Raw genomic sequence first — 21,913 nt, forward strand, 5'->3', positions numbered from 1 at the left:
ACCTCTTCCCTTCCCGAACAGAGTAGTTAAGCCCGCCTGCGCAGATGGTACTGCAGTTATGTGGGAGAGTATGTCGTCGCCTTTCTTTGAAAACCCCGTTCTGATGAACGGGGTTTTTTATTCATTCTTTTTTAATATAAGAAGATGTTTATCGGTACCTTAGCTCAGATGGTAGAGCAATGGACTGAAAATCCATGTGTCCCTGGTTCGATCCCTGGAGGTACCACAAAATGCTCGGATGGTGAAATTGGTAGACATGCTGGACTTAAAATCCAGTGAACAGTAATGTTCGTGCGGGTTCAAGTCCCGCTCTGAGTACAAAAGGCTTCATTAGTTTAAAACTGATGAAGTTTTTTTATTTATAAATAGCATGATATATTAGCTATTTCCTGTAAGAAAATTAAAATTAATTTCAAATTTCCGATTTTGACTTCGCTTTTTTATAATTTAAACTTATTTCTGAGTCTATTATATCCTATTTCTTTGGTTGATTAAATTTTTTTTGTTTGTAAAGGCCATTTAAGATTTACTGTTGGTAGGTTTCAACTTTTAAATGTAGTATTTTTAGCTAAAATATTTATAATTAAATGAAATTAAAAGTAATTATAGTTGACGATGAAGCCCATGGACGTAGTTTTCTAAGAAAATTATGTAATCTTTATTTTAGCGAAAAAATAGAAATTATTGACGAATGTAACTCCGTTCAGCAAGCAGTTGTTTCGATAAAAAAATACAATCCCGATATTGTTTTTTTAGATATTCAAATGCAAGATGAAAATGGTTTTGAACTTTTTAAATATTTTGAAACGATAACATTTGAAACTATTTTTACAACAGCTTATAAAGAATATGCCATAGATGCTATTAAAAATAGTGCTTTAGATTATCTTCTTAAACCCATTAACATTGCCGATTTTAAATTAGCAATTGCTCGAGTTGAGCAAGCCAAATTGGTTAAAATTAATCTTGATCGTTATAAGTTATTAGCGGAGAACATTGCCAATCAGAATACGGGGAAAGAAAGAATTGTTTTCCCCTCAAAAACTGGTTTTGAAGTTGTGCAAGCCAATACAATTATCTTTTGTAAATCGGATGGAGCTTATACTACAGTTCATACTTTGGACAAAAATTACTTTACTTCTAAATCATTTAAGGAGACTTGTGAATTGCTTCATTCGTGCAATTTTTTGAGAGTTCATAGAAGCTTTCTAATTAATGTCAAATTTGTAATTAGCTTCAGATCTGATGAATTTATCTTAGAAATGATTACTGGTGATAAAATTCCTGTTTCAGATAAATCATTTACCAAAAAAGAATTAATTGATGCGATTTCTAAATAAGTTGATCCTTTTTTTCGGTCTATTTTTTTCCCATATTTACTTTTAGGGCAGTATTATCCCTCCAAGAATTATTCTACCACAGATGGCTTACCTAATAATGCAGTTCGCTCATTGTTTTTAGATTCAAAAAATATTTTATGGATTGGAACTGAAAATGGTGTTTCCAGAATGGAGAATGGTTCATTTTCTACTCTTAATGAAATTGATGGTTTGGGTCATAACAGCTGTTGGGATATTAATCAAGATAGCAATGGAAACATGTGGTTTGCCAGTTATGGAGGTGGGGTTAGCAAATATGATGGTAAAAAGTTTACTTTTTTTAATGTTAAAAATGGATTGCCCTTAGATCGGGTTAGAAAATTATTTTCGTATAAAAATAAAATGTTTATTGGAACTGAATTAGGTATTTCTATTATCGACATTAAGACCAATGAAGTTGTTACAATAAAAGGAATTCGTCCTCATTTTGGAGTGTTTATGGTAAGTGATTTTTTTACTTATAAAAAGGACGTTTATTTTTCGACTATTAATGAAGGTCTGTTTAAAGTTGATTTTTCTAGATCCATTCCGAAAATTGTACCTATTGTAGAATTTAATATTACTGGCAATGATAAGGATTCGCACGCTTATAGTTTAGGAAATTTTGACTCTAAACTCTTTTTAAGCAACAAGGGATTTATTAATATTATTGAATTAGAAAATCTAAAAAAGGGTCTTTTATCTACAAGTACCTTTGGTCAATCTATTATTTGGGAATATGTAAAAGACAACAGAGATGACATTTTTGCTGCTTCTTGGGGCCTTTTCGACAGTGATGGTGGATTGTATCAGATTTCTAATAATAAGATGGTTAATGTTTCAGATCACTATGGTATTGATTCCCGAAATTTACTCAATGTTGTTTATGATAAATCAAAAGATATTCTATATGTAGGTTCGAAAGACAAAGGAATTTATGAAGTCCGGTTGAATAAAATGATTGATTATAACTTGTTTAAGGAGAAATCGATTATTGATTTTGAAGTTTTTAATAATCAAAAAGTCATTTTGCACCATAAAGGGATCTCTATTTTCAATGCTTCTAATACTCTTTTCAGTAGTATTTCTTTGTCCGATTTTAAAAAGGCAGAAATTGATTTTATAAAAAAAACCAAAAAACCGTTGCCCACGCACGCTGATGATTTTTTTGAATTGAATTATAAGTTACCTGCAAGCGGTATTGAACTTTACAGGCTCGTAAATTATGATAAAGTTCTTTGGGTTAGCAGTAATATTGGACTTTTTGAAATTGATTTAAATGGAAAGATAATAAACTATGTTCCCATTCATACTTATGAATTTGGTTTTACTCCAAATAATAAGTTTTTTGAGACCAATCCTTATGGCGGAGTTCATGTATATGATGATGTTTATAATTTGAAAGTAAAATCTTTAGATGAAAAGGTCACGGCCATCGTAAAAACGCTCAATTATAATGACAAAACTTATCTTCTATCTGTTTTTAATGGATTGTATGTCTATAAAAATAATCAGTTTTATTCTTATTTAGCTGAAGGAATTTGGAAGGAGAAAAAGCTTAAACATATTACAGTTAATAGCAAGGGACAACTTATTTTGGCTGCCGAATTTGGAAATGTTTTTATTGTAGATGACTCTAAAGCTTTTAAAATTTTAAAAACTATTTCTAAAAAAGAGATTGAAGGTAATACTATTCTGTTTTTAGAATCGTTTAAAGATTTTATTCTCATCGGAACCGAAAAAGGAATCAACTTGTATAAGGATGGTGTTATTCGATTGATTGATAAAGAGCAAGGATTGAAAGATTGCGCGGTTACCACTTCACAAATATTCGAAAATCAATTGTGGTTGGGAACTAAAAAAGGATATTACACAATTAATTTAGAGCGATTAATAGCGCCACAAATGACCGTGTCAGAGATGACAATTTCAACAATCGAAATTAATAATGTTCCAATTAGTTCCTCTAATTATACATGGTTTCGTTATAATTCAAAAGAATTAATTTGTGATTACAAAGACAATTCGTTTTCCATTGATTTTATACCAAAAGGGCATGATTTTCCTAATAAATTAAAATTTCGATATCGTCTAAAAAGTACCAACCGATGGAGTCCGTACAGTGAAAAAACAAACCTGTTTTTACCTTATTTACCGTACGGTAACTATAATTTAGAAGTTGAAGTTTTTGATTCGAATGCAGGGAAAGCAACCATTTTTAAATTATTGGAAATTCATATTCGAGCTCCTTTTTGGATGACCTGGTGGTTTATTGCTTTAGCAATTTTGTCTATTTTTAATGTTTTAGTGTATTTGATTTTTAAATCTAAAAAGAAATCCAGAGAGCAGGCAGTAATACATAAACGTATCGCAGAAACCAAGCTGGAAGCTTTATTAAGCCAGATGAATCCTCATTTTACATTTAATGCTATGAATGCCATACAGGATTATATTATTAGTAATGATATTGGTAATTCATTAAAATATATAGGAGAGTTTGCTAAATTAATTCGTCAAACATTAGAAAATTCATCTAAACAAACGATTGCGATTGAAGAAGAAATTGAGTATTTGAAATCCTATATTATGATTGAAAATATGCGTTTTGATAACCGAATTGAAACGGAATTCCATATTGGTTCTGACGTAGATGTCTACCATTCCAAAATTCCTACCATGTTGTTGCAGCCTTTTGTTGAAAATGTTTTTGTTCATGCCTTTTACGCTTCGCATCCTGCGCCAAAATTGACAATCTCTTTTGAAATGTTGACTAAGAATATTTTAGAATGCAAAATTGTTGATAACGGAATGAGCTTAAATGCTGCTAAAAAAACAAAAATTCATAATTCAAAAGGCATTCAACTGACTAAAGAAAGACTTTCCCTTTTGCAAATTTCAAATGTCAATCCGATTAACATTCAGTTTACAGAAAATAACGGAACGACAGTTACGATAAGATTGACGGTATAATAATTGAAATGATTAATTATAAAGGCTCTAATCCAATTTTGGATCGGAGCCTTTTACGTTTATAAACCAATTGGGCTCTTTCATAGCTTAATAAGTACCTTTTATAAGACTATTTAATTGGGCTTACGGTAAACCTATATTTTTGTTTAAAAGGAGGTAAATCGAAGATCAAATCATATGCAAACGTATTACTGTGAAAATTGTGTTTTCAAAAGCAATTGTGTTTTAAGGTCTGGAAAAAGCGCAATAATTTTGTAAACATTGTGGATCTATATGTTCTTCGATTTTAAATTTAAAAAGTTTTTTATGTTTGCAACATTCGAAAGGGAATTGTCAAGGCAGTCATTTACTTTTCTTTCAAAAAATCACATTATCGTAAAGTAAATAAAACAATTTTAATTATGGATTCTATTTTTTTTCCTTTGCAAAATTTTACCTTTATTTCTTATATCGCTTTTGGTATTGTTCTACTGAGTTTCCTTGTAGAAGCGAAGTCAAATTCGCCTTACAAATCGCTTTTATTTTCTAATATTGGCTTCGGAATATACTATTTTACCCTTGTGAAAGGTTCAGAAATTGATTTTTCAATATATTTTATGCTGCTCAGTTTTTTGATCTGTTCTTGGTTTTTCGTTTTAAGGAATATTGAAGAGGAAGAAGACGAGAATAGAGGATTTTTAAGAAATTATCACTGTAATAGTATTGTTGGGTTTAGTGATACTAAAGATGGAAATAATAAGGGGAATTCCTCATTAGAAAAAAGCACTTTATTCACTTTTACACATGTTTTAAGCAAGCAATTATCAAAACTATTTGAAAGCAAATTGATGTTGTTTTTCAGTAATTTTTTAAAAAATGATGCCGTTCATTACAAACATCCTCAACGAAAGCTAGTCCGTGTTTTTACGTATCTAATTTTAATTTCCATTTTATTTTCGTTTTTTTTTGTTTAGGAGTTTATTATCGTTTATTTCCATATTAAGAGAATTTAAACTTTAACATTTGTTCCAATTAATAGGTTATTGTATCTTGTGAAAAAAAACTACTTTAGTTTTTTGTTTAATAAATCGATAACCACATAAATAACTTAACCTATGAAAAGACGATCTTTTTTAACCACTGCAACTCTTGCTTCTGCAGGTCTTACCACACTTTTGGTTACCGGTTGCACCTCCAGTACCAAAAAGAATGAAGATTCAGTACCATTAGGAGATTCTAATCAAGCCTTTGAACTGGATGAAGAAACCATTGGCAGTTTAAGAGAGAAATTAACTTCCGGAAAATATACTTCGGAACAATTAGTGCAACTGTACTTAAAACGAATTGAAGCGGTAGATAAGAATGGACCTCAATTAAATTCGGTTATTGAAATCAATCCGGATGCAGTAACTATTGCTGTTGCAATGGATAAAGAAATGATGGCAGGCAAAATCAGAGGGCCTTTACACGGAATTCCTGTTTTGATAAAAGATAATATAGACACTGCCGATAAAATGCAAACAACCGCAGGATCTTTGGCTATGGCAGGGAATATTGCTTTAAAAGATGCTTTTGTTGTTAAAAAACTGAGAGAGGCTGGAGCAGTAATCATTGGCAAAACCAATTTGAGTGAATGGGCAAATTTTCGTTCCACGCAATCGTGTTCCGGATGGAGCAGCAGGGGGGGGCAGACTAAAAATCCTTACATTTTAGATCACAATCCATGTGGTTCCAGTGCGGGATCAGGTACCGCTGTGTCAGCCAATCTTTGCGTAGTTGCTATTGGAACCGAAACGGATGGTTCTATTGTTTGCCCAGCTTCAGTAAATGGAATTGTGGGGATCAAACCAACAGTAGGTTTGGTTAGCCGTTCAGGAATTATTCCGATTTCAAAAACACAAGATACAGCTGGTCCAATGGCAAGAAACGTAACCGATGCGGCAATACTATTAGGTGCAATTGCTGCTGATGACCAAGATGATGCCGTAACGCTTGAAAGCAAAGGGAAAGCTCATAAAGATTACACGACATTTTTAGATGCAAACGCTTTGAAAGGAAAAAGGATTGGTATTGAGAAAAAACCGCAAGGAGATAATAAATACATCAATGCACTTTTAAACGATGCCATTAACATACTAAAAAAGCAAGGTGCTGTCATTGTCGAAATTGACTATTTCGATAAAATTAATGCTTTTGGTCAAGCCGAATTTGAAGTTTTACAATATGAATTTAAAGACGGATTGAACAGCTACTTGGCTACGGCTAATGCAAAAGTAAAAACTTTAAAAGATGTAATAGATTTTAATAGCAGTAATGAAGATAAAGCAATGCCTTATTTTAAACAAGAAACATTAGAGAGTTCTAACGCAAAAAAAGGTTTGGATGATAAAAAATACTTGGAAGCATTAGCTGCAAGTTTCGAAGGAAGTAAAAGTGTTTTAAAAGCTGTTTTTGAAGAAAATAAGTTGGATGCCATTTGTGGAATAACGATGGGCCCTGCTTGCAGTATTGATATGATTTACGGGGATCGCTGGGGAGGATATTCTTTAACATCGCCAGCAGCGGCAAGTGGATATCCACACATTACTGTTCCAAATGGGATAGTGTATGATTTACCCGTTGGATTATCTTTTTTTGGAACGCCGTACACTGAAGGAGAATTAATCGGATTAGGTTATGCGTATGAACAAGCATCTAAAAAGCGACTAAAACCAGCATTTAAGCCTTCTTTTATATAATTATTCACGCGATTAAAGAATATGAAAAAGGGTAAAGAGTGAATCACTTTTTACCCTTTTATTTTTACTTAATATTCACAAATGCAGTTAATTAAATATTCTGGATATTTGAATTGTGGGCGGCAAATGTCTCATCCTAAAAATGAAATAGCCATCCCAATTTCTCCCAAAATTTTTTTTAGCGATACTCACATCAACTATTTTTTTGGATTTAATTCCATCTTAGGTTTCTTTTATAATTCCAATTCTCGGAACTACTCTAATAACATGTAAATCGGCGATCATACTTAATACAAGAACTTTTGCTTCTCGAAGAATTAGATTAGCGAATCATCTTCAGCTTCTCTTCAATGCAACTAAACCCTCCATGGTTAGTCGACTGTTTTCGTCTTTTTGGGTGGTTAGCGCTATTTTAAAAGCCATTTTGCTTTGGTTCCAAAATTTCCGACTTCAGAGATACACAGGAATAATGATTCCTTATTAGAAATCGTTGAGTTTTCCATATTTGGGTATGCTTTAAATATTATTGTGGCAATTTTTTTAATATTGGCATCGGAATTCTGCGCTTATTAAATTACCGTCACCATAAATTCGTTTAAATTATGACACTCCAACGAATGTTTTTTTCCTACCTATTTGTTAGAATTAATTCTAAATTTTTTGCCCTTTGCGTTAAGTTTTCAAATAAATCCGTATCACTATTCTTTAAAGTCCACTGACAAAGAGTTCACACAATAGCGTTGTCCGGTTTTTGTAGGTCCGTCATCAAACACATGCCCTAAATGGCTGCCGCAATTTGCACAAAGGATTTCGGTACGTTTCATGCCATGGGTAACATCTGAAATATATTCAACTTTTCCAGGAATGGATTCATCAAATGACGGCCAACCGCAATGCGCATCAAACTTAGAATTGCTTTCGAACAAAGGTTCTCCGCAGGCGCCGCAGCAATACGTTCCTTTTTCATAAAGCAAGTTATAAGTTCCCGTGTGTGGATATTCAGTCCCTTTTTGTCGAAGAATTCTATAGCGTTCCTCGCCTAATTGTTCTTTCCATTCTTGTTCGGTTTTTTCTACAGGATATTTCATGATTATTTTTTTTATTAATTGTATAATGTTGTATTTCAATTATTTATTTTGGATGAATTGAACTGTTTTTTCAATTACTTTAGGGTTGCCTAGAATCTTTCTATGTCCTAATCCGTCTGTTAGTAGTAACTCTCCATTTTTTAAATATTTATGAATGTGAATTCCAGCCTTTACGGGAACTTCAGGGTCCTGATTGTCATGTATCACTAAAACTGGAATAGCAGTTTCCTTGGCGGCTAGGAAAGCAGAATAATTACTCATTTTTTCTCCGTATTTTTTTTCGAAATAAAGGCGCAAAAGAATGCTTACAGCTGGTTTCAATTCTAATTTTGCTACAAAATCATCCATAATATCTTCCACAATGTCTCCACTGCCAATTACTACGGCATGATTTACTTTTAAACCTTTTTTTATCGCATTTAAAACGGACATTCCTCCTAATGAATGACCAATGGCTGCTTCGAACGGTCCAAATTGCTTGTCTATTTCTAAAATTGTAGCGATGAAATCGACCATAATAGTAGTTTTACCGGGTGATTTTCCATGCGCTGGAGCATCAAAACTAATAGTAGAATATCCGGCTTTTAATAATTCGTCGGCTATTTTGAATAACTGAGTTCCGCGTCCTGACCAACCGTGTACTAATAAAATTTGCTTCTCGCTTTTTCCATATTGATACAAAACTACCTCCTTACCGATTGCGGGCACTTGGATTAATTTTTGAATGCTTTTGTAATCCATTTCTAATTCTCTTTTTGGAATTTTATGTTTTATCGGTGTCGTAAAGAGTTTAGCAGCAAATACTGTAATTAGTTTTGGAGAAATAAAAGAGATTAATTTACTGGTTAATAAAATTATCTTAGGAATTTTCAATGATTGGGTATGATTAGAAGTTTTCTTTGTCATTTCAATAAATTTTTAACCGAGTTATTATTCTGTAAATTTTTTAGTAAATTTAGAAAAACATAAAAGTAGTATTTTTTATAAAGTCTTTTATTGGTATTAACATAAAAGACTCAAATATTAAATATTCCAATCATAGTAGAATTCACTGAAAACATTAAAATTTCTTAAATGGAAATATTTCATATCAGCGCAGAATGTTATCCCGTTGCGAAAGTAGGAGGTTTAGCGGATGTTGTTGGCGCATTGCCAAAATATCAAAATAATGCAGGACATAAAGTACGTGTGGTAATGCCGTGCTACGACACAAAATTTAAAAAAGAAAATGATTTTGAATGTGTCTATTGGGGGCATGTAAAGTTGGGGGATTTCAATTTTCCTTTTAATATTCTTAAAGAAAAAACAGATAAGTTAGGATTTGAATTGTATTTAGTTGAAATCCAGGAATTATTTGATAGAAAAGATGTTTATGGATATCAAGACGATATCGAGCGTTTTTTAGCTTTCCAAATTGCAACTTTGGATTGGATTACAAGCAGAAGTGAAGTGGCGGATGTCATTAATTGTCACGATCATCATACGGGTTTGATTCCATTTATGATGTTGTATTGCCATAAATACGAAAAATTACGGAGTATTCCTTCCATGATTACCATTCATAATGGTTTGTATCAAGGTCAGTTTGGATTTGATAAATTGTATTATTTACCAGAATTTGATTTGGCTCATGTCAACGTTTTAGAATGGGATAATTGCATCAATTCATTGGCAGTAGCCATTAAATGTGCTTGGGCTGTAACGACAGTTTCGCCTAATTATCTGAATGAAATCAATTATTCAGCAAACGGACTAGAATCCTTATTTAATCTGGTGCGTTATAAATCTAAAGGAATTTTAAACGGAATTGATATCGAAGTCTGGGATCCGGCAAAAGATGCCATGCTGGAAAAAAACTATTCAATTAAAAATTTTGAAAAAGGAAAACAGGAAAATAAAGAAAAGTTATGTAACCTCTTCAATCTGGATCCAACAAAACCACTTTTTAGTTTTATAGGAAGATTATTAGAAGAAAAAGGAGGTGATTTATTACCACATGCCGCAGCGCTTGCGTTATCAGAAAATTATCAACAAATTAATATTTTGATTTTAGGTTCTGGAAATAAAGTTATTGAAAATCAATTAAATAGTTTGCTACAAGATTACAAGGGAAATTACAATACGTTCATTGGATACAATGAAGAACTAGCACACTTGATTTACGCCGGTTCTGATTATTTATTAATGCCTTCCAGAGTAGAACCTTGTGGTTTGAACCAAATGTATTCGTTACGCTACGGAACAATTCCTATTGTGAGACGAACAGGTGGACTAAGAGATACGGTAATTGACTTTGGTGATGACGGAAACGGGATTTGTCATGATCAGGCCACAGTTGGCGATATATGTTATTCGATTCAGAGAGCAATTGATTTATACGACGACAAAAAACATTTTAATAAAATTAGAAAAATAGGAATGAACACGGACCATTCTTGGGAGCGTGTTTGTCAGGAATATATAGAAATGTACAAACTAATAATTAACAAGAAATGAAAGCCAAAAAGAAAAATGTAATTGCAATAATTTTAGGTGGAGGACAAGGATCTCGATTATATCCGTTGACAGAATCAAGATCAAAACCAGCTGTGCCAATTGGAGGCAAATATAGATTGGTTGACATTCCAATTTCAAATTGTATGAATTCAGATATTTACAGGATGTTTGTATTGACGCAGTTTAACTCCGCTTCCTTAAATGCACACATCAAAAACACCTATAACTTTAGTATTTTTAGCCATGCTTTTGTTGATATTCTTGCAGCAGAACAAACTCCTGACAATCCAACTTGGTTTCAAGGTACCGCGGATGCTGTGAGACAATGTATGCCTCATTTCTTGAATCATGATTTTGATTATGCGTTGATACTTTCCGGTGATCAGTTGTACCAAATGGATTTCAACGATATGTTAGAAGAACACATTAAGAACGAAGCTGATATCTCTATCGCTACTTTGCCAGTAAATGCTAAAGACGCGCCTGAATTTGGGATATTAAAAACAAACTCAGAAAGCTGTATTGAATCTTTTATTGAAAAACCGGCTAAAGAATTGTTGCCAGACTGGGAATCGGATGTGAGTGAACAAATGAAAAGTGAAGGAAAAAATTACTTGGCTTCGATGGGAATCTATATCTTCAACAAAAAACTGTTGGTAGAGATTATGTCTAATAAAGAAACCAAAGATTTTGGTAAAGAAATTATTCCTCAAGCAGTAGGGCACAAAAAGATTTTAAGTTATCAATATGAAGGATATTGGACGGATATTGGTAATATTGATTCCTTTTTTGAAGCGAATATAGGATTAACAGATGACTTGCCAAAATTCAATTTATTTGATAACGAAAATAAAATATTTACCAGACCAAGATTGTTGCCACCATCAAAATTCCAAAAAACAATGGTTGATAAATCATTGATTTCGGAAGGTTGTATTTTGAATGCCAAAGAAATTAATCGTTCTGTAATTGGTATTCGATCCAGAATAGGGGAAGGAACCATAATTCAAAACAGTTACGTAATGGGAAATGATTTCTATCAGAATATTGATGATATGAATGAAGATCTTAAAAGCGACAGACAATTGGTGGGAATTGGGGAAAGATGTTTTATTAGCAATGCGATCGTGGATAAAAACTGCAGAATTGGTGATGACGTTTACATCAATGGTGGAAACCATTTACAAGACTTTTCTAATGAGTTGTACGCCATAAAAGACGGAATTGTTGTTATCAAAAAAGGAGCAGTTATACCGGATAATTACATTATTAAGTAAATCTTAAAACTGTTTTTTTACACTAATATTCTGATTTTTACATAAAGCAGAAGCATACAATTGTTATATGAGTAAAGTTATCTCGCATTCCCTTTTTACCGATTTTGATATTGATTTATTTAAAGCTGGAAAACATTTCCGCCTTTACGAAAAATTAGGCGCACATCTTACCACGATTGACGGAGTGGCTGGTGTTTATTTTGCCGTTTGGGCACCAACAGCGCATTCCGTTTCTGTTGTTGGGGAATTTAATTTTTGGACACAAGGCGAGCATCTTTTAGAAGTTCGTTGGGATTCCTCCGGTATTTGGGAAGGATTTATTCCAAATGTAGAAAAAGGAACCACCTATAAATATAAAATACAATCCAATAATGGTGGAATTATTACTGAGAAAGCCGACCCGTTTGCTTTTTATTGTGAGAAACCACCGCATACAGCATCAGTAGTTTGGGATTTAGAGTATAAATGGAAAGATGCTAGCTGGATGGAAACCCGTCAAAATCACAATGGTTTAGACAAACCTTATTCAGTGTATGAAGTACATTTAGGTTCGTGGAAACGTCACAGAGATGAAAATCGGTTTTTAACTTATCTCGAATTTGCCGAAGATTTAGTAAACTATGTGAAAGAAACTGGCTTTACTCATGTAGAGTTCATGCCAATAATGGAGTATCCTTACGATCCGTCGTGGGGATACCAATTAGTGGGATATTTTGCACCAACTTCCCGTTTTGGGAATCCGCAGGAATTCATGCATTTAGTAGATAAATTGCATGAAGCCGGAATTGGAGTAATTCTGGATTGGGTTCCTTCTCATTTTCCTGACGATGCCCATGGTTTAGGATTTTTTGACGGATCGAATCTTTTTGAACATCCAGATCGTAAAAAAGGATTTCATCCTGATTGGAAAAGTTTAGTGTTTAATTATGGACGAAACGAAGTTCGTTCGTTCTTAATCAGTAATGCGTTATTTTGGTTGCAACATTATCATGCTGATGCGCTTCGCGTTGATGCTGTCGCCTCGATGTTGTATTTGGATTATTCCAGGAACGAAGGCGAATGGGAACCAAATTTGTACGGTGGAAGAGAAAATCTAGATACTATCAGTTTCCTGAAAGAATTTAACGAAGCCGTTTATTCTAATTTTACAGGCGTACAAACTATTGCCGAAGAAAGCACTTCGTTCCCAATGGTTTCCAGACCAACATCTACAGGTGGTTTGGGTTTTGGAATGAAATGGATGATGGGTTGGATGCACGATACTTTGGAATATTTTCAAAAAGACACCGTGTACAGAAAGTACCATCAAAATGATTTGACTTTTTCGATGACCTATACTTTTTCGGAGAATTTTATGTTACCGCTTTCGCATGACGAAGTGGTGTACGGAAAAAAATCTATAGCAGGAAGAATGCCAGGAGATGAATGGCAGAAATTCGCGAATTTAAGATTACTGTATGGTTATATGTTTATGCATCCCGGAACAAAATTATTGTTTATGGGAAGTGAATTTGGACAAAGCAGCGAATGGAATTTTTCAGAAAGTTTAGACTGGCATTTATTACAATATCCGTTTCATGCCGGCGTCAAAAAATTGATTACGGACTTGAATAAACTCTACAAAACACAACCTGCATTACACGAAAAACAATTCAGTTCAGAAGGTTTTGAATGGATTAATTACTCCGATCATCAAAATGCTGTGATGTCTTTCATTCGAAAAGGAAATGATCCAAAAGACGATGTAATTGTAATTTGCAATTTTACTCAGGTTATACGCCCTGATTATCGAATTGGTTTACCTAAAAAAGGTAAATTAACCGAAATTTTTAATAGTGATGCTTTAGAATATGGAGGAAGCGGAGTTTCTAACGCTAAAAAAATAGCAGTCGAGGCCATGCCTTATGATGGAAGAGATTATTCTACTGAGTTGCTTTTACCTCCTTTGAGTGTAATTGTATTTAAGATTTCATAAGTTAAAAACTCACTTTTTTTTAAATAAATAGTATTAATGGTTTTCATTTATTATGGAAACCATCAGTATATATTGCTGATTGTTCCATTGAAAAAAACTACAACGTTTTCGTTAATAAACATCAGATTTACATAAGCTTAAAAGTATTTTTGTATTTTTGGAAACCAAAAATTGATTAGAATTAATACCATAAAACATGATTACAAATACAGAATTAGAATACAAAGGAGATTTATATCCCACAAAAATAGTTTCTTTTGAACATGAGGTAGATTCCATAAGTTTTCACACTGAAAATAGTGTCATATTAAAAGTAACGGTATTAAGAGACAGTTTAATCCGATTTAGATTTACCACAAAAGGATACTTCAGTAATGATTTTTCTTATGCAATTGACAAAAGTCATTCTCATGGATATAATTTTCTTGAGGTTTCTGAAATGGAAGAGTATTATCAGATAAAAACAAGTAAAGTAAAATGCAGAATTCAAAAAATAGACATGAGATTGTCTATTTATGATTTGGAGGATAATGTTATTTTAGAGGATGAATTGGGGTTCCATTGGGAAGAAAGCTATGAATACGGTGGGAATATCGTAAAAATGAGTAAGGCTTCAAAAGATGGGGAATGTTTTTACGGACTTGGTGATAAAGCAACCCAATTGAATTTGAAAGGAAAAAGACTGGAGAATTTTGCGACAGATCAATATGCTTTTCAAAAAGATCAGGAACCATTATATAAAGTAGTTCCATTTTACATTGGACTACAAAACAAGCAGTCGTACGGTATATTCTTTGATAATACGTTCAGAACTTATTTTGATTTTTGTCACGAAAGAAGAAACGTAACCAGTTATTGGGCAGAAGGCGGAGAAATGAATTACTATTTCATTTTTGGACCACAAATGCAAGATGTAGTTACCACTTATACTGATTTGACTGGAAAACCCGAATTACCGCCACTTTGGGCACTGGGATACCACCAATGTAAATGGAGTTATTATCCAGAAAGTAATTTAAAAGAAGTTGCTGCCAAATTTAGAGAGTTGAAAATTCCTTGCGATGCGTTGTATTTGGATATTGATTATATGGAAGGTTTTCGATGTTTTACTTGGAATAAAGAATATTTTCCAGATCCAAAAAGAATGGTCGCTGAATTAGCAGAAGATGGTTTCAAAACGGTTGTAATTATTGATCCAGGGATAAAAATAGACAAAGAATATGCCGTCTACAAAGAAGCTTTAGAAAAAGATTATTTCTGTAAAAGAGCTGACGGTCCATACATGAAAGGTAAAGTTTGGCCAGGAGAATGTAATTTTCCGGATTATACAAACCCTGCAGTACGAGAATGGTGGGCTGGACTATTTAAAGAATTAATTTCGGAGATTGGAGTAAAAGGAGTGTGGAATGACATGAATGAACCCGCAGTAATGGAGGTTCCTAATAAAACATTTCCAATGGACGTGCGTCATGATTACGACGGAAACCCTTGCAGCCATAGAAAAGCACACAACATTTACGGTACACAAATGGCCAGAGCAACCTATCACGGTGTAAAACGATTTGCTTATCCAAAACGACCATTTGTAATCACAAGATCAGCGTACGCCGGGGCGCAACGCTACACGTCTTCTTGGACTGGAGATAATGTGGCCACTTGGGAGCATTTATGGATTGCCAATATTCAGGTGCAAAGAATGTCAATTTCCGGGATGGGTTTTACAGGCTCAGATATTGGTGGATTTGCGGAACAACCTTCCGGAGAATTATACGCTCGATGGATTCAATTGGGTGTTTTCCATCCGTTTTGCAGAACGCATTCCTCCGGAGATCACGGAGATCAGGAACCATGGGCTTTTGATGAAGAAGTGATTGATATTACCAGAAAATTTGTCAATTTGAGGTATCAATTATTACCTTATTTATATACTATGTTTTGGCAATACATTGAGGAGGGAATCCCCATGTTGAAACCGTTAGTGTATTACGATCAAGAAGATATTCAGACGCACTACAGAAATGATGAATTTGTTTTTGGAAATCAAATATTAGTTTGTCCAATTTTAGAACCAAATGCTTTGGGCAGAAGAATGTATATTCCTCGTGGACACTGGTATAATTATTGGACCAACGAAAAGGTAAAAGGAGGAAAAGAAATTTGGGTAGACACTAAATTTGATCAAATTCCAATTTTTGTAAAAGCGGGAGCTATTATCCCTAAATATCCTGTTCAACAGTATGTCGGAGAATTAGAATTTGATGAATTAACACTCGATATTTATTATAAAGAGGGAAAAGAAAAGTCGGTAGTTTATGAAGATGCGCAAGATGGTTATGATTACAAAAAAGGGCGATACAGTTTTTTATCGTTTCAAATAACTGGTAAAGAGAATGAACTGATTGTTCAGTTGCATAAAGAAGGAAAATACGATACGAATTATTCGAAATATAAAATAAATCTTATCGGATTACCCTTTAAAGTTAAAATGATCGAGATTGATAATGTGGAAGTGTCGTTTGATAGAAATACTTTAGAAAATGAAAGCTACATAATTGTTGATAAAGAATTTACGGCATTTCATATTACTGGTGAATAACAAAAAAGATGATACTTTTACATTTAATTATATAAATTTTATTGTTAAAAACAGTTGTATTTTTGATGAATATTTAAAAGATAAAATTATGAAAAAGCATTTAATAGTAGGAATTTTTGCAGTAGGATTAATTTATTCTTGCGCAACGAATCCCATAACAGGCAAGAAAACTTTAAATTTGGTTTCTAACAGTACGTTGTTTCCAACCTCTTTTCAACAATATGGTACTTTTTTAAAGGAAAATAAAGTAATTACCGGAACTGCTGATGCCAGAAAAGTGGAAACAGTTGGATTGAGAATTAAAGCTGCTGCTGAAAAATATTTAACCTATTTAGGACAAGCGCAATATTTACAGGACTACCGTTGGGAATATAAATTAATTGACAATAAGGAAGTGAATGCATGGTGTATGCCAGGAGGGAAAATTGTTGTTTATTCAGGAATTTTGCCAATCACAAAAGACGATTCAGGTTTGGCTACGGTAATTGGGCATGAAGTTTCTCATGCATTGGTAAATCATGGGGCGCAACGTATGACCGCTGCGCAATTACAACAATTAGGAGCTGTAGGTGTTGCTGTTGCAACAGGTGGAAAAAGCGCGGAAAATCAACAAATCTGGCAACAAGCTTATGGTGTAACTACGCAATATGGAGCAATGCTTCCTTTTAGCAGAAATCACGAAACGGAAGCGGATAAAATAGGTCTTACTCTAATGGCAATTGCCGGATATAATCCAGAACAATCTATTACCTTCTGGCAAAGAATGTCTGCACAATCAGTCGGACAAGCACCACCAGAATTTATGAGTACACACCCTTCTGACGCTACAAGAATCGCAAACTTAAAAGCATTAATTCCTGAAGCAAAAGCTTTAGCGGCTAAAGTTGGAGTCATTTACAAGTAATTTTTATCTAAAAAATAGTTTAAGCTATCCTCAAAAGGGATAGCTTTTTTTGTATTCTGCCTTTTAGATATTTATAACTGTTCGTGTTTATTAATGATTTGTTAACTCATGATTTATTCATTTTTTTTACAATTCTTAACGAAAAATAAATAAATTCGCATCATAAAAAAATTAATCATGGCAGATTTACAAAAAGGAAGTACTAAATTATTAAACGCTTGGGCTTTTTATGACTGGGCAAATTCAGTTTATACGCTTACCATCGCATCTGCCGTGTTTCCAATTTTTTACGAAGCTTTATTTTCGGAACGAGATCATTATATTGATGTTTTTGGTTTACATCTGAAAAATTCAGCTTTAATTAGTTTTGTTACCGCTTTTGCATTTCTGTTGGTCGCTTTTATTTCACCTTTATTATCAGGTATTGCTGATTATGTGGGGGATAAAAAATCATTTATGAAATTCTTTTGTTATTTGGGAGCATTATCTTGTATGGGATTATATTGGTTCAATCTTGAAAATATATACATTGGATTGGCATTTTACTTTTTTGGATTGATTGGATATTGGGGAAGTTTGGTTTTTTATAATTCTTATTTGCCTGATATAGCTTATGTGGAGCAACAGGATAAAATCAGTGCCAAAGGATATTCCTTAGGCTACATTGGAAGTGTGATTTTATTGATCATCAATTTAGCGATGATTATGAAACCAAAACTTTTTGGAATCACAGGAACTGATGGAGAAGCGGCGATGAAAGCAATGCGATATTCCTTTGTTATGGTAGGAGTGTGGTGGATTTTATTCAGTCAGTACACGTATTATTTTTTGCCAAAAGGCAATAAAGACACCAATCGTAAAGTAACGCACCATGTTATTTTTAATGGTTTGAAAGAGTTAAAAATAGTTTGGTTTTTATTGAACGGAAACATTGCATTAAAACGGTATTTAGGCAGTTTCTTTGTTTCAAGTATGGCCGTACAAACAGTAATGCTTGTTGCCACTTACTTTGGCGCACAGGAAATTGCTTGGTCTTCTAAAGCCGAAAGTACAACAGGTTTAATTATTTGTATTTTAATTATTCAATTAGTGGCTGTTCTTGGAGCCATAATAACTTCAAGAGCTTCAGGCAAATTCGGAAATATTCCGACTTTAATTGGGATCAATTGTATTTGGGCAGTATTTTGTGCACTTGCATTTTTTATTACTTTGCCCATACATTTTTATGTGATGGCATCTATTGCAGGCCTTGTGATGGGAGGGATTCAGGCGTTATCGCGCTCCACTTATTCAAAATTATTACCAGAAACGCAGGATACCGCTTCTTTTTTTAGTTTTTATGATGTTGCTGAAAAAATTGGCATCGTAATAGGCATGTTAGTATATGGAATTATTGACCAAATTACCGGCAGCCCAAGACTTGCCATTGTGTTTTTAGGAGTATTTTTTGTTGTGGCTGTTGTTTTGTTGAGAAGAGTTCCAAAAAAAGGTATCCTAAATTAATAGAATACCTTTACTGTGTGCGAAAAAGGTCGAGTTAGGACTTAGAGATGGTACCGGAACCATTCACTTTTATATCTTTTTTCTTAGGATCACCTTTGTATTCAACATCTCCCGAGCCCGAAACCCTTGCATATAGGCTTTCGCTGCAGAAAACTGTATTATCACCTGAACCAGAAACGGTGACCTTAACATTTTTGGCCTTTAAATTTGATGCATCTATATTACCCGATCCGTCTAAACTACTGTTCAAATTCTCTGATGAGCCAGTTAGCTGCAAGTCGCCGGAACCGGTTAAATTGATTTCAAGATCAGTTGTTTCTACATCTAAATTGATATCACCTGAACCAACTAATTTGACTGAAAATGATTTTGATTCGATTCGATTTTTGCTTAGTACATCGCCAGAACCAGTTAAAGAAACCTGATTTATACTTTCGAAAGGGACTGTGATAATAATTTGCTTTCCTTTGTTGGGGATGATGTATTTGTTCTTTTCAACAAAAATTTTCAATTCTTGATCCACGACTTCAACTTTAATATAAGGCAATAAATTTTCTTCCCCTTTTATAGTAATTTTGCCTTCTTTTCCTGATATTAATTCGACATCAAAAAATCCTGTAACAGCAATCGCGTCATACAAAGCGGTCGTTCTTTTTTCAGAAGCTACAGTTCCGTTACCTTTTATTTTTGCATTGGATGACCATTGTGCATGTGTCATCGAGGTTGTTAATAAAGCACAACTGATAAATAATTGGATTGAATTTTTCATATATTTTGTTTTAGGTTATTGGTTTCTGGTAAGTGTTACATTTCCGTAATCTGAAATTATGTTCAAATTGTTAAGCCCTTTTTTCTTGTGATAGCCACTGTATTTTTTTGAGTTTGAAGCTTCTTCCTTTGAGTCAATTTCTAATTTGTTGTCATATTTAAAGTTACAATATTTTAGTGCAATATTAAAATCAAACGCAAAATTAGGATTGTATCCGATGTTTATTCCCGTGTATCGCGCGACTATATCAACTGAATTTGCCTTTGTGTTTATGGTTTGAAGGGCAAAAGAACTGTACTTTGTGTTAAGTTTTAAATAATCAAAAACTTCTCCGATTTGTATGGTCAAATAGTTGCCCATTGCATCTAATGTTTTTACATGTTGAATTCTGATTTTCCCGTATGTACTGTTGTATTTAATGGCGTCACTTTCTTCAATTTCAATATCTGTGTAATCAGAGATTAAATTCAATTTAGTAACTTCTCCAATTTTTAAATTAGAATATTTAGCAGTAATTATTCCGTTTTTTAGAAATACAATACTCGAGTTGGAACAGTATTCCATTTGAATTGTGCTATTTCCGGACAATCTCCCTAATGTTATTTTCCCATACTTGCATTTGATATCGGCATCAGCCAAAAGATCGGTAGTACTGATATTACCGTATTTGTTATTCAGTTTTACACTTCCGTTTTTGGGAATTTTAAGCGTGTAATTTATTTCAAAACTATTGTTTTTTCCCGGACTATTATAACTTAAATTTCCCAAAATCGTTTTGGCAGAAATCATTCCTTTCAAAGCGACTATTTCAACAGCAATCGTTTCAATGCGCTGGTTAAGCCAATTCTCATTATCACCACTCACTTTTATACTAATATCAAGTTCAATTTTATCTTCATTCCAAGTGGTTACTGAAATATTTCCGTACGAATTCTCAATTGAGAGCGTAGCATCTGGATTTACATGATAGGCTTTTTTGATATTTTTTTCTTTTGAATGAAGAAAATTAGTATCAACCGCATGTCCCAAAAATGGAATTAAAAGTAAAAAAATCAGTATTTTACATTGTTTTTTCATCTGCTATGTTTATTTTTTGTTCCTTGTTTTCAATATGTTGCAGTACACTTTGCAAAAAAGAAATTCGAGTTTGGAGATTGCTAATCATCGCGTAAATAATCTGTTTGCTTTCCCCATTGGTTTTTAATTCTTGCATGATTTTTTCATAATCCGCATCCAAAACTTTCATTTGCTTGAGTGCATCGGCAATAATTTTTTTATTCTCAGGAGACTTTTTTTCGTTTATTTTGTCTAATTCTCTTTCGATTAAAACAGTAAAAATGGAATCGGTCTGTTTTGTTTCTTTTGATGCAAATTGCAACTCCTCCGTTTTCTTAGGAGTATGATTGAAGATAGAAAGGCTTAATAAAACAATTATAGAAGCAGCGATCCCAATCGCCACAAAACGTTTCCAATTTGATTTTTTTGATTTTAATTTTTTTACAAATCGTTCCTCATGATTATTTTTAATAATTTCGATATCCCATTGATTTTCAAATTTTTCGAATAAGTGGTCTAATTTTTTATTTTCTTTTTTCATATTTCTTCTAATTTTTTTCGCAGGCAATCTTTGGCTCTGCTCAACGCAGTTCTGCAATTGGCATAACTGATATTCAGAATTTCGCTAATTTCTTCATGGTCATATCCTTCAATAAAAAAGAGCGTTAAAACCATTCTGTAATTGTATTTTAATAAAGCAATTGTATCTAGAATTTGTTTCACTTTTAAATCCTTAAAATCGGTATTTTCTGTAATGCCAATATCAGTTTCTTCCAATTTATAAAGTGTTGCATCAAAATCCTCCGGTTTGAAATGGTTATTCTTTTTGTAAAAATCAATACTGCAGTTCACAACAATTCTTTTAAGCCAAACGCCAAAAGCAACTTTTTGTTTGTAGTCATGTATTCGGGTAAAAGCTTTCAAGAAGCTTTCCTGCATCACATCCTCGGCAAAATGGCTGTCTTTTACGATGCGATGCGAGACATTATACATGGCTTTCGCATAGCGATTGTAGATTTCGCATTGTGCTTTTTGATTTTTTTGCTTACATAGCAAAATCAATTCTTCGATATTATTTTGATTTACATTCAAACAGCTGACAGTGGTTTAAAACAAGGACTTGTAATTAATTTGTTTGTTACACTTTTATAAAAATAAAACTTAATTTTTCTTGTGATTCTTCTTTCACCGTTTTATTTGCATT

General features: G+C 33.2%; 16 protein-coding genes, 2 tRNA genes and 1 rRNA gene. 13 read left to right on the top strand and 6 right to left on the bottom strand.

Translation table 11 applies throughout. From position 1 onward, the window contains the following. From rrf to ACP7AQ_RS14965, 7 genes are all read left to right on the top strand, one after another. Nucleotides 1-85, top strand: a 5S ribosomal RNA gene (rrf, locus tag ACP7AQ_RS14935); the annotation flags it as partial. A 68-nt stretch (nucleotides 86-153) separates the two neighbouring features. Beyond that, nucleotides 154-226, top strand: a tRNA-Phe gene (locus ACP7AQ_RS14940). A gap of 6 nt (nucleotides 227-232) precedes the next feature. Then, a tRNA-Leu gene (locus tag ACP7AQ_RS14945) sits at nucleotides 233-318 on the top strand. A gap of 269 nt (nucleotides 319-587) precedes the next feature. Continuing rightward, on the top strand, nucleotides 588-1,340 hold the full coding sequence (locus ACP7AQ_RS14950; protein ID WP_426096022.1) for a LytR/AlgR family response regulator transcription factor: 753 nt from the start codon (nucleotides 588-590) through the stop codon (nucleotides 1,338-1,340). Nucleotides 1,341-1,361: 21 nt separating this feature from the next. After that, the gene (locus ACP7AQ_RS14955; protein ID WP_426096065.1) at nucleotides 1,362-4,328 is read left to right on the top strand and encodes a histidine kinase; all 2,967 of its coding nucleotides are present in this window, start codon (nucleotides 1,362-1,364) and stop codon (nucleotides 4,326-4,328) included. A 401-nt stretch (nucleotides 4,329-4,729) separates the two neighbouring features. Continuing rightward, entirely contained in the window at nucleotides 4,730-5,281 is a 552-nt protein-coding gene (locus ACP7AQ_RS14960) for a hypothetical protein (protein WP_426096023.1), read from the top strand. Nucleotides 5,282-5,422: 141 nt separating this feature from the next. Continuing rightward, nucleotides 5,423-7,045 carry an amidase gene (locus ACP7AQ_RS14965; protein WP_426096024.1) on the top strand — a complete coding sequence of 541 codons (1,623 nt, stop codon included), beginning with the start codon at nucleotides 5,423-5,425 and terminating at the stop codon, nucleotides 7,043-7,045. Between the two features lie 698 nt (nucleotides 7,046-7,743). Here the strand turns inward: ACP7AQ_RS14965 and msrB are convergent. After that, complete coding sequence (gene msrB / locus ACP7AQ_RS14970) at nucleotides 7,744-8,133, bottom strand: peptide-methionine (R)-S-oxide reductase MsrB (protein WP_426063633.1); 390 nt, start codon at nucleotides 8,131-8,133, stop codon at nucleotides 7,744-7,746. A 39-nt stretch (nucleotides 8,134-8,172) separates the two neighbouring features. Then, nucleotides 8,173-9,039 carry an alpha/beta hydrolase gene (locus ACP7AQ_RS14975; RefSeq protein WP_426096025.1) on the bottom strand — a complete coding sequence of 289 codons (867 nt, stop codon included), beginning with the start codon at nucleotides 9,037-9,039 and terminating at the stop codon, nucleotides 8,173-8,175. A gap of 168 nt (nucleotides 9,040-9,207) precedes the next feature. Here ACP7AQ_RS14975 and ACP7AQ_RS14980 point away from each other — a divergent pair, with 168 nt between their 5' ends. From ACP7AQ_RS14980 to ACP7AQ_RS15005, 6 genes are all read left to right on the top strand, one after another. Continuing rightward, nucleotides 9,208-10,629, top strand: a complete 1,422-nt coding sequence (locus tag ACP7AQ_RS14980; protein ID WP_426096026.1) for a glycogen synthase — start codon at nucleotides 9,208-9,210, stop codon at nucleotides 10,627-10,629. Then, a complete protein-coding gene (locus ACP7AQ_RS14985) occupies nucleotides 10,626-11,906 on the top strand; it encodes a glucose-1-phosphate adenylyltransferase (RefSeq protein WP_426063637.1) in 1,281 nt (426 codons plus the stop codon). The genes ACP7AQ_RS14980 and ACP7AQ_RS14985 overlap by 4 nt, the downstream gene beginning before the upstream one ends. A gap of 67 nt (nucleotides 11,907-11,973) precedes the next feature. Further along, nucleotides 11,974-13,881 (top strand): 1,4-alpha-glucan branching protein GlgB, encoded by a 1,908-nt coding sequence (gene glgB / locus ACP7AQ_RS14990; protein ID WP_426096027.1) that lies wholly within the window; start codon nucleotides 11,974-11,976, stop codon nucleotides 13,879-13,881. 196 nt (nucleotides 13,882-14,077) lie between these two features. Beyond that, on the top strand, nucleotides 14,078-16,477 hold the full coding sequence (locus tag ACP7AQ_RS14995; protein ID WP_426096028.1) for a glycoside hydrolase family 31 protein: 2,400 nt from the start codon (nucleotides 14,078-14,080) through the stop codon (nucleotides 16,475-16,477). Between the two features lie 88 nt (nucleotides 16,478-16,565). Beyond that, the gene (locus ACP7AQ_RS15000) at nucleotides 16,566-17,381 is read left to right on the top strand and encodes a M48 family metallopeptidase (RefSeq protein ID WP_426096029.1); all 816 of its coding nucleotides are present in this window, start codon (nucleotides 16,566-16,568) and stop codon (nucleotides 17,379-17,381) included. A gap of 177 nt (nucleotides 17,382-17,558) precedes the next feature. Beyond that, nucleotides 17,559-18,884, top strand: a complete 1,326-nt coding sequence (locus ACP7AQ_RS15005; protein WP_426096030.1) for an MFS transporter — start codon at nucleotides 17,559-17,561, stop codon at nucleotides 18,882-18,884. Between the two features lie 34 nt (nucleotides 18,885-18,918). Here the strand turns inward: ACP7AQ_RS15005 and ACP7AQ_RS15010 are convergent, their stop codons facing one another. Genes ACP7AQ_RS15010 through ACP7AQ_RS15025 form a run of 4 tightly spaced genes read right to left on the bottom strand, consistent with a single transcriptional unit; the run spans nucleotide 18,919 to nucleotide 21,801 of the window. Next, nucleotides 18,919-19,653 (bottom strand): head GIN domain-containing protein, encoded by a 735-nt coding sequence (locus ACP7AQ_RS15010; RefSeq protein ID WP_426096031.1) that lies wholly within the window; start codon nucleotides 19,651-19,653, stop codon nucleotides 18,919-18,921. Nucleotides 19,654-19,668: 15 nt separating this feature from the next. Continuing rightward, nucleotides 19,669-20,730, bottom strand: a complete 1,062-nt coding sequence (locus ACP7AQ_RS15015; protein WP_426096032.1) for a hypothetical protein — start codon at nucleotides 20,728-20,730, stop codon at nucleotides 19,669-19,671. Next, complete coding sequence (locus ACP7AQ_RS15020) at nucleotides 20,714-21,250, bottom strand: anti-sigma factor (protein WP_426096033.1); 537 nt, start codon at nucleotides 21,248-21,250, stop codon at nucleotides 20,714-20,716. The genes ACP7AQ_RS15015 and ACP7AQ_RS15020 overlap by 17 nt, the downstream gene beginning before the upstream one ends. Beyond that, complete coding sequence (locus ACP7AQ_RS15025; protein ID WP_426096034.1) at nucleotides 21,247-21,801, bottom strand: RNA polymerase sigma factor; 555 nt, start codon at nucleotides 21,799-21,801, stop codon at nucleotides 21,247-21,249. Before ACP7AQ_RS15025 ends, ACP7AQ_RS15020 begins: the two co-directional genes overlap by 4 nt. Between the last annotated feature and the right edge of the window lie 112 nt (nucleotides 21,802-21,913).

Source organism: Flavobacterium sp. DSR2-3-3 (assembly GCF_049896585.1).
Taxonomy (GTDB): Bacteria; Bacteroidota; Bacteroidia; order Flavobacteriales; family Flavobacteriaceae; genus Flavobacterium.

Coding starts and splice junctions, on each gene's coding strand:
- ACP7AQ_RS15020 (WP_426096033.1), bottom strand. CDS start 21,250: ATGAAAAAAGAAAATAAAAAATTAGACCACTTATTCGAAAAATTTGAA.
- ACP7AQ_RS14960 (WP_426096023.1), top strand. CDS start 4,730: ATGGATTCTATTTTTTTTCCTTTGCAAAATTTTACCTTTATTTCTTAT.
- glgB (WP_426096027.1), top strand. CDS start 11,974: ATGAGTAAAGTTATCTCGCATTCCCTTTTTACCGATTTTGATATTGAT.
- ACP7AQ_RS14965 (WP_426096024.1), top strand. CDS start 5,423: ATGAAAAGACGATCTTTTTTAACCACTGCAACTCTTGCTTCTGCAGGT.
- ACP7AQ_RS14995 (WP_426096028.1), top strand. CDS start 14,078: ATGATTACAAATACAGAATTAGAATACAAAGGAGATTTATATCCCACA.
- ACP7AQ_RS14975 (WP_426096025.1), bottom strand. CDS start 9,039: ATGACAAAGAAAACTTCTAATCATACCCAATCATTGAAAATTCCTAAG.
- ACP7AQ_RS14985 (WP_426063637.1), top strand. CDS start 10,626: ATGAAAGCCAAAAAGAAAAATGTAATTGCAATAATTTTAGGTGGAGGA.
- ACP7AQ_RS15005 (WP_426096030.1), top strand. CDS start 17,559: ATGGCAGATTTACAAAAAGGAAGTACTAAATTATTAAACGCTTGGGCT.
- ACP7AQ_RS15015 (WP_426096032.1), bottom strand. CDS start 20,730: ATGAAAAAACAATGTAAAATACTGATTTTTTTACTTTTAATTCCATTT.
- ACP7AQ_RS14980 (WP_426096026.1), top strand. CDS start 9,208: ATGGAAATATTTCATATCAGCGCAGAATGTTATCCCGTTGCGAAAGTA.
- ACP7AQ_RS15000 (WP_426096029.1), top strand. CDS start 16,566: ATGAAAAAGCATTTAATAGTAGGAATTTTTGCAGTAGGATTAATTTAT.
- ACP7AQ_RS14950 (WP_426096022.1), top strand. CDS start 588: ATGAAATTAAAAGTAATTATAGTTGACGATGAAGCCCATGGACGTAGT.
- ACP7AQ_RS15010 (WP_426096031.1), bottom strand. CDS start 19,653: ATGAAAAATTCAATCCAATTATTTATCAGTTGTGCTTTATTAACAACC.
- msrB (WP_426063633.1), bottom strand. CDS start 8,133: ATGAAATATCCTGTAGAAAAAACCGAACAAGAATGGAAAGAACAATTA.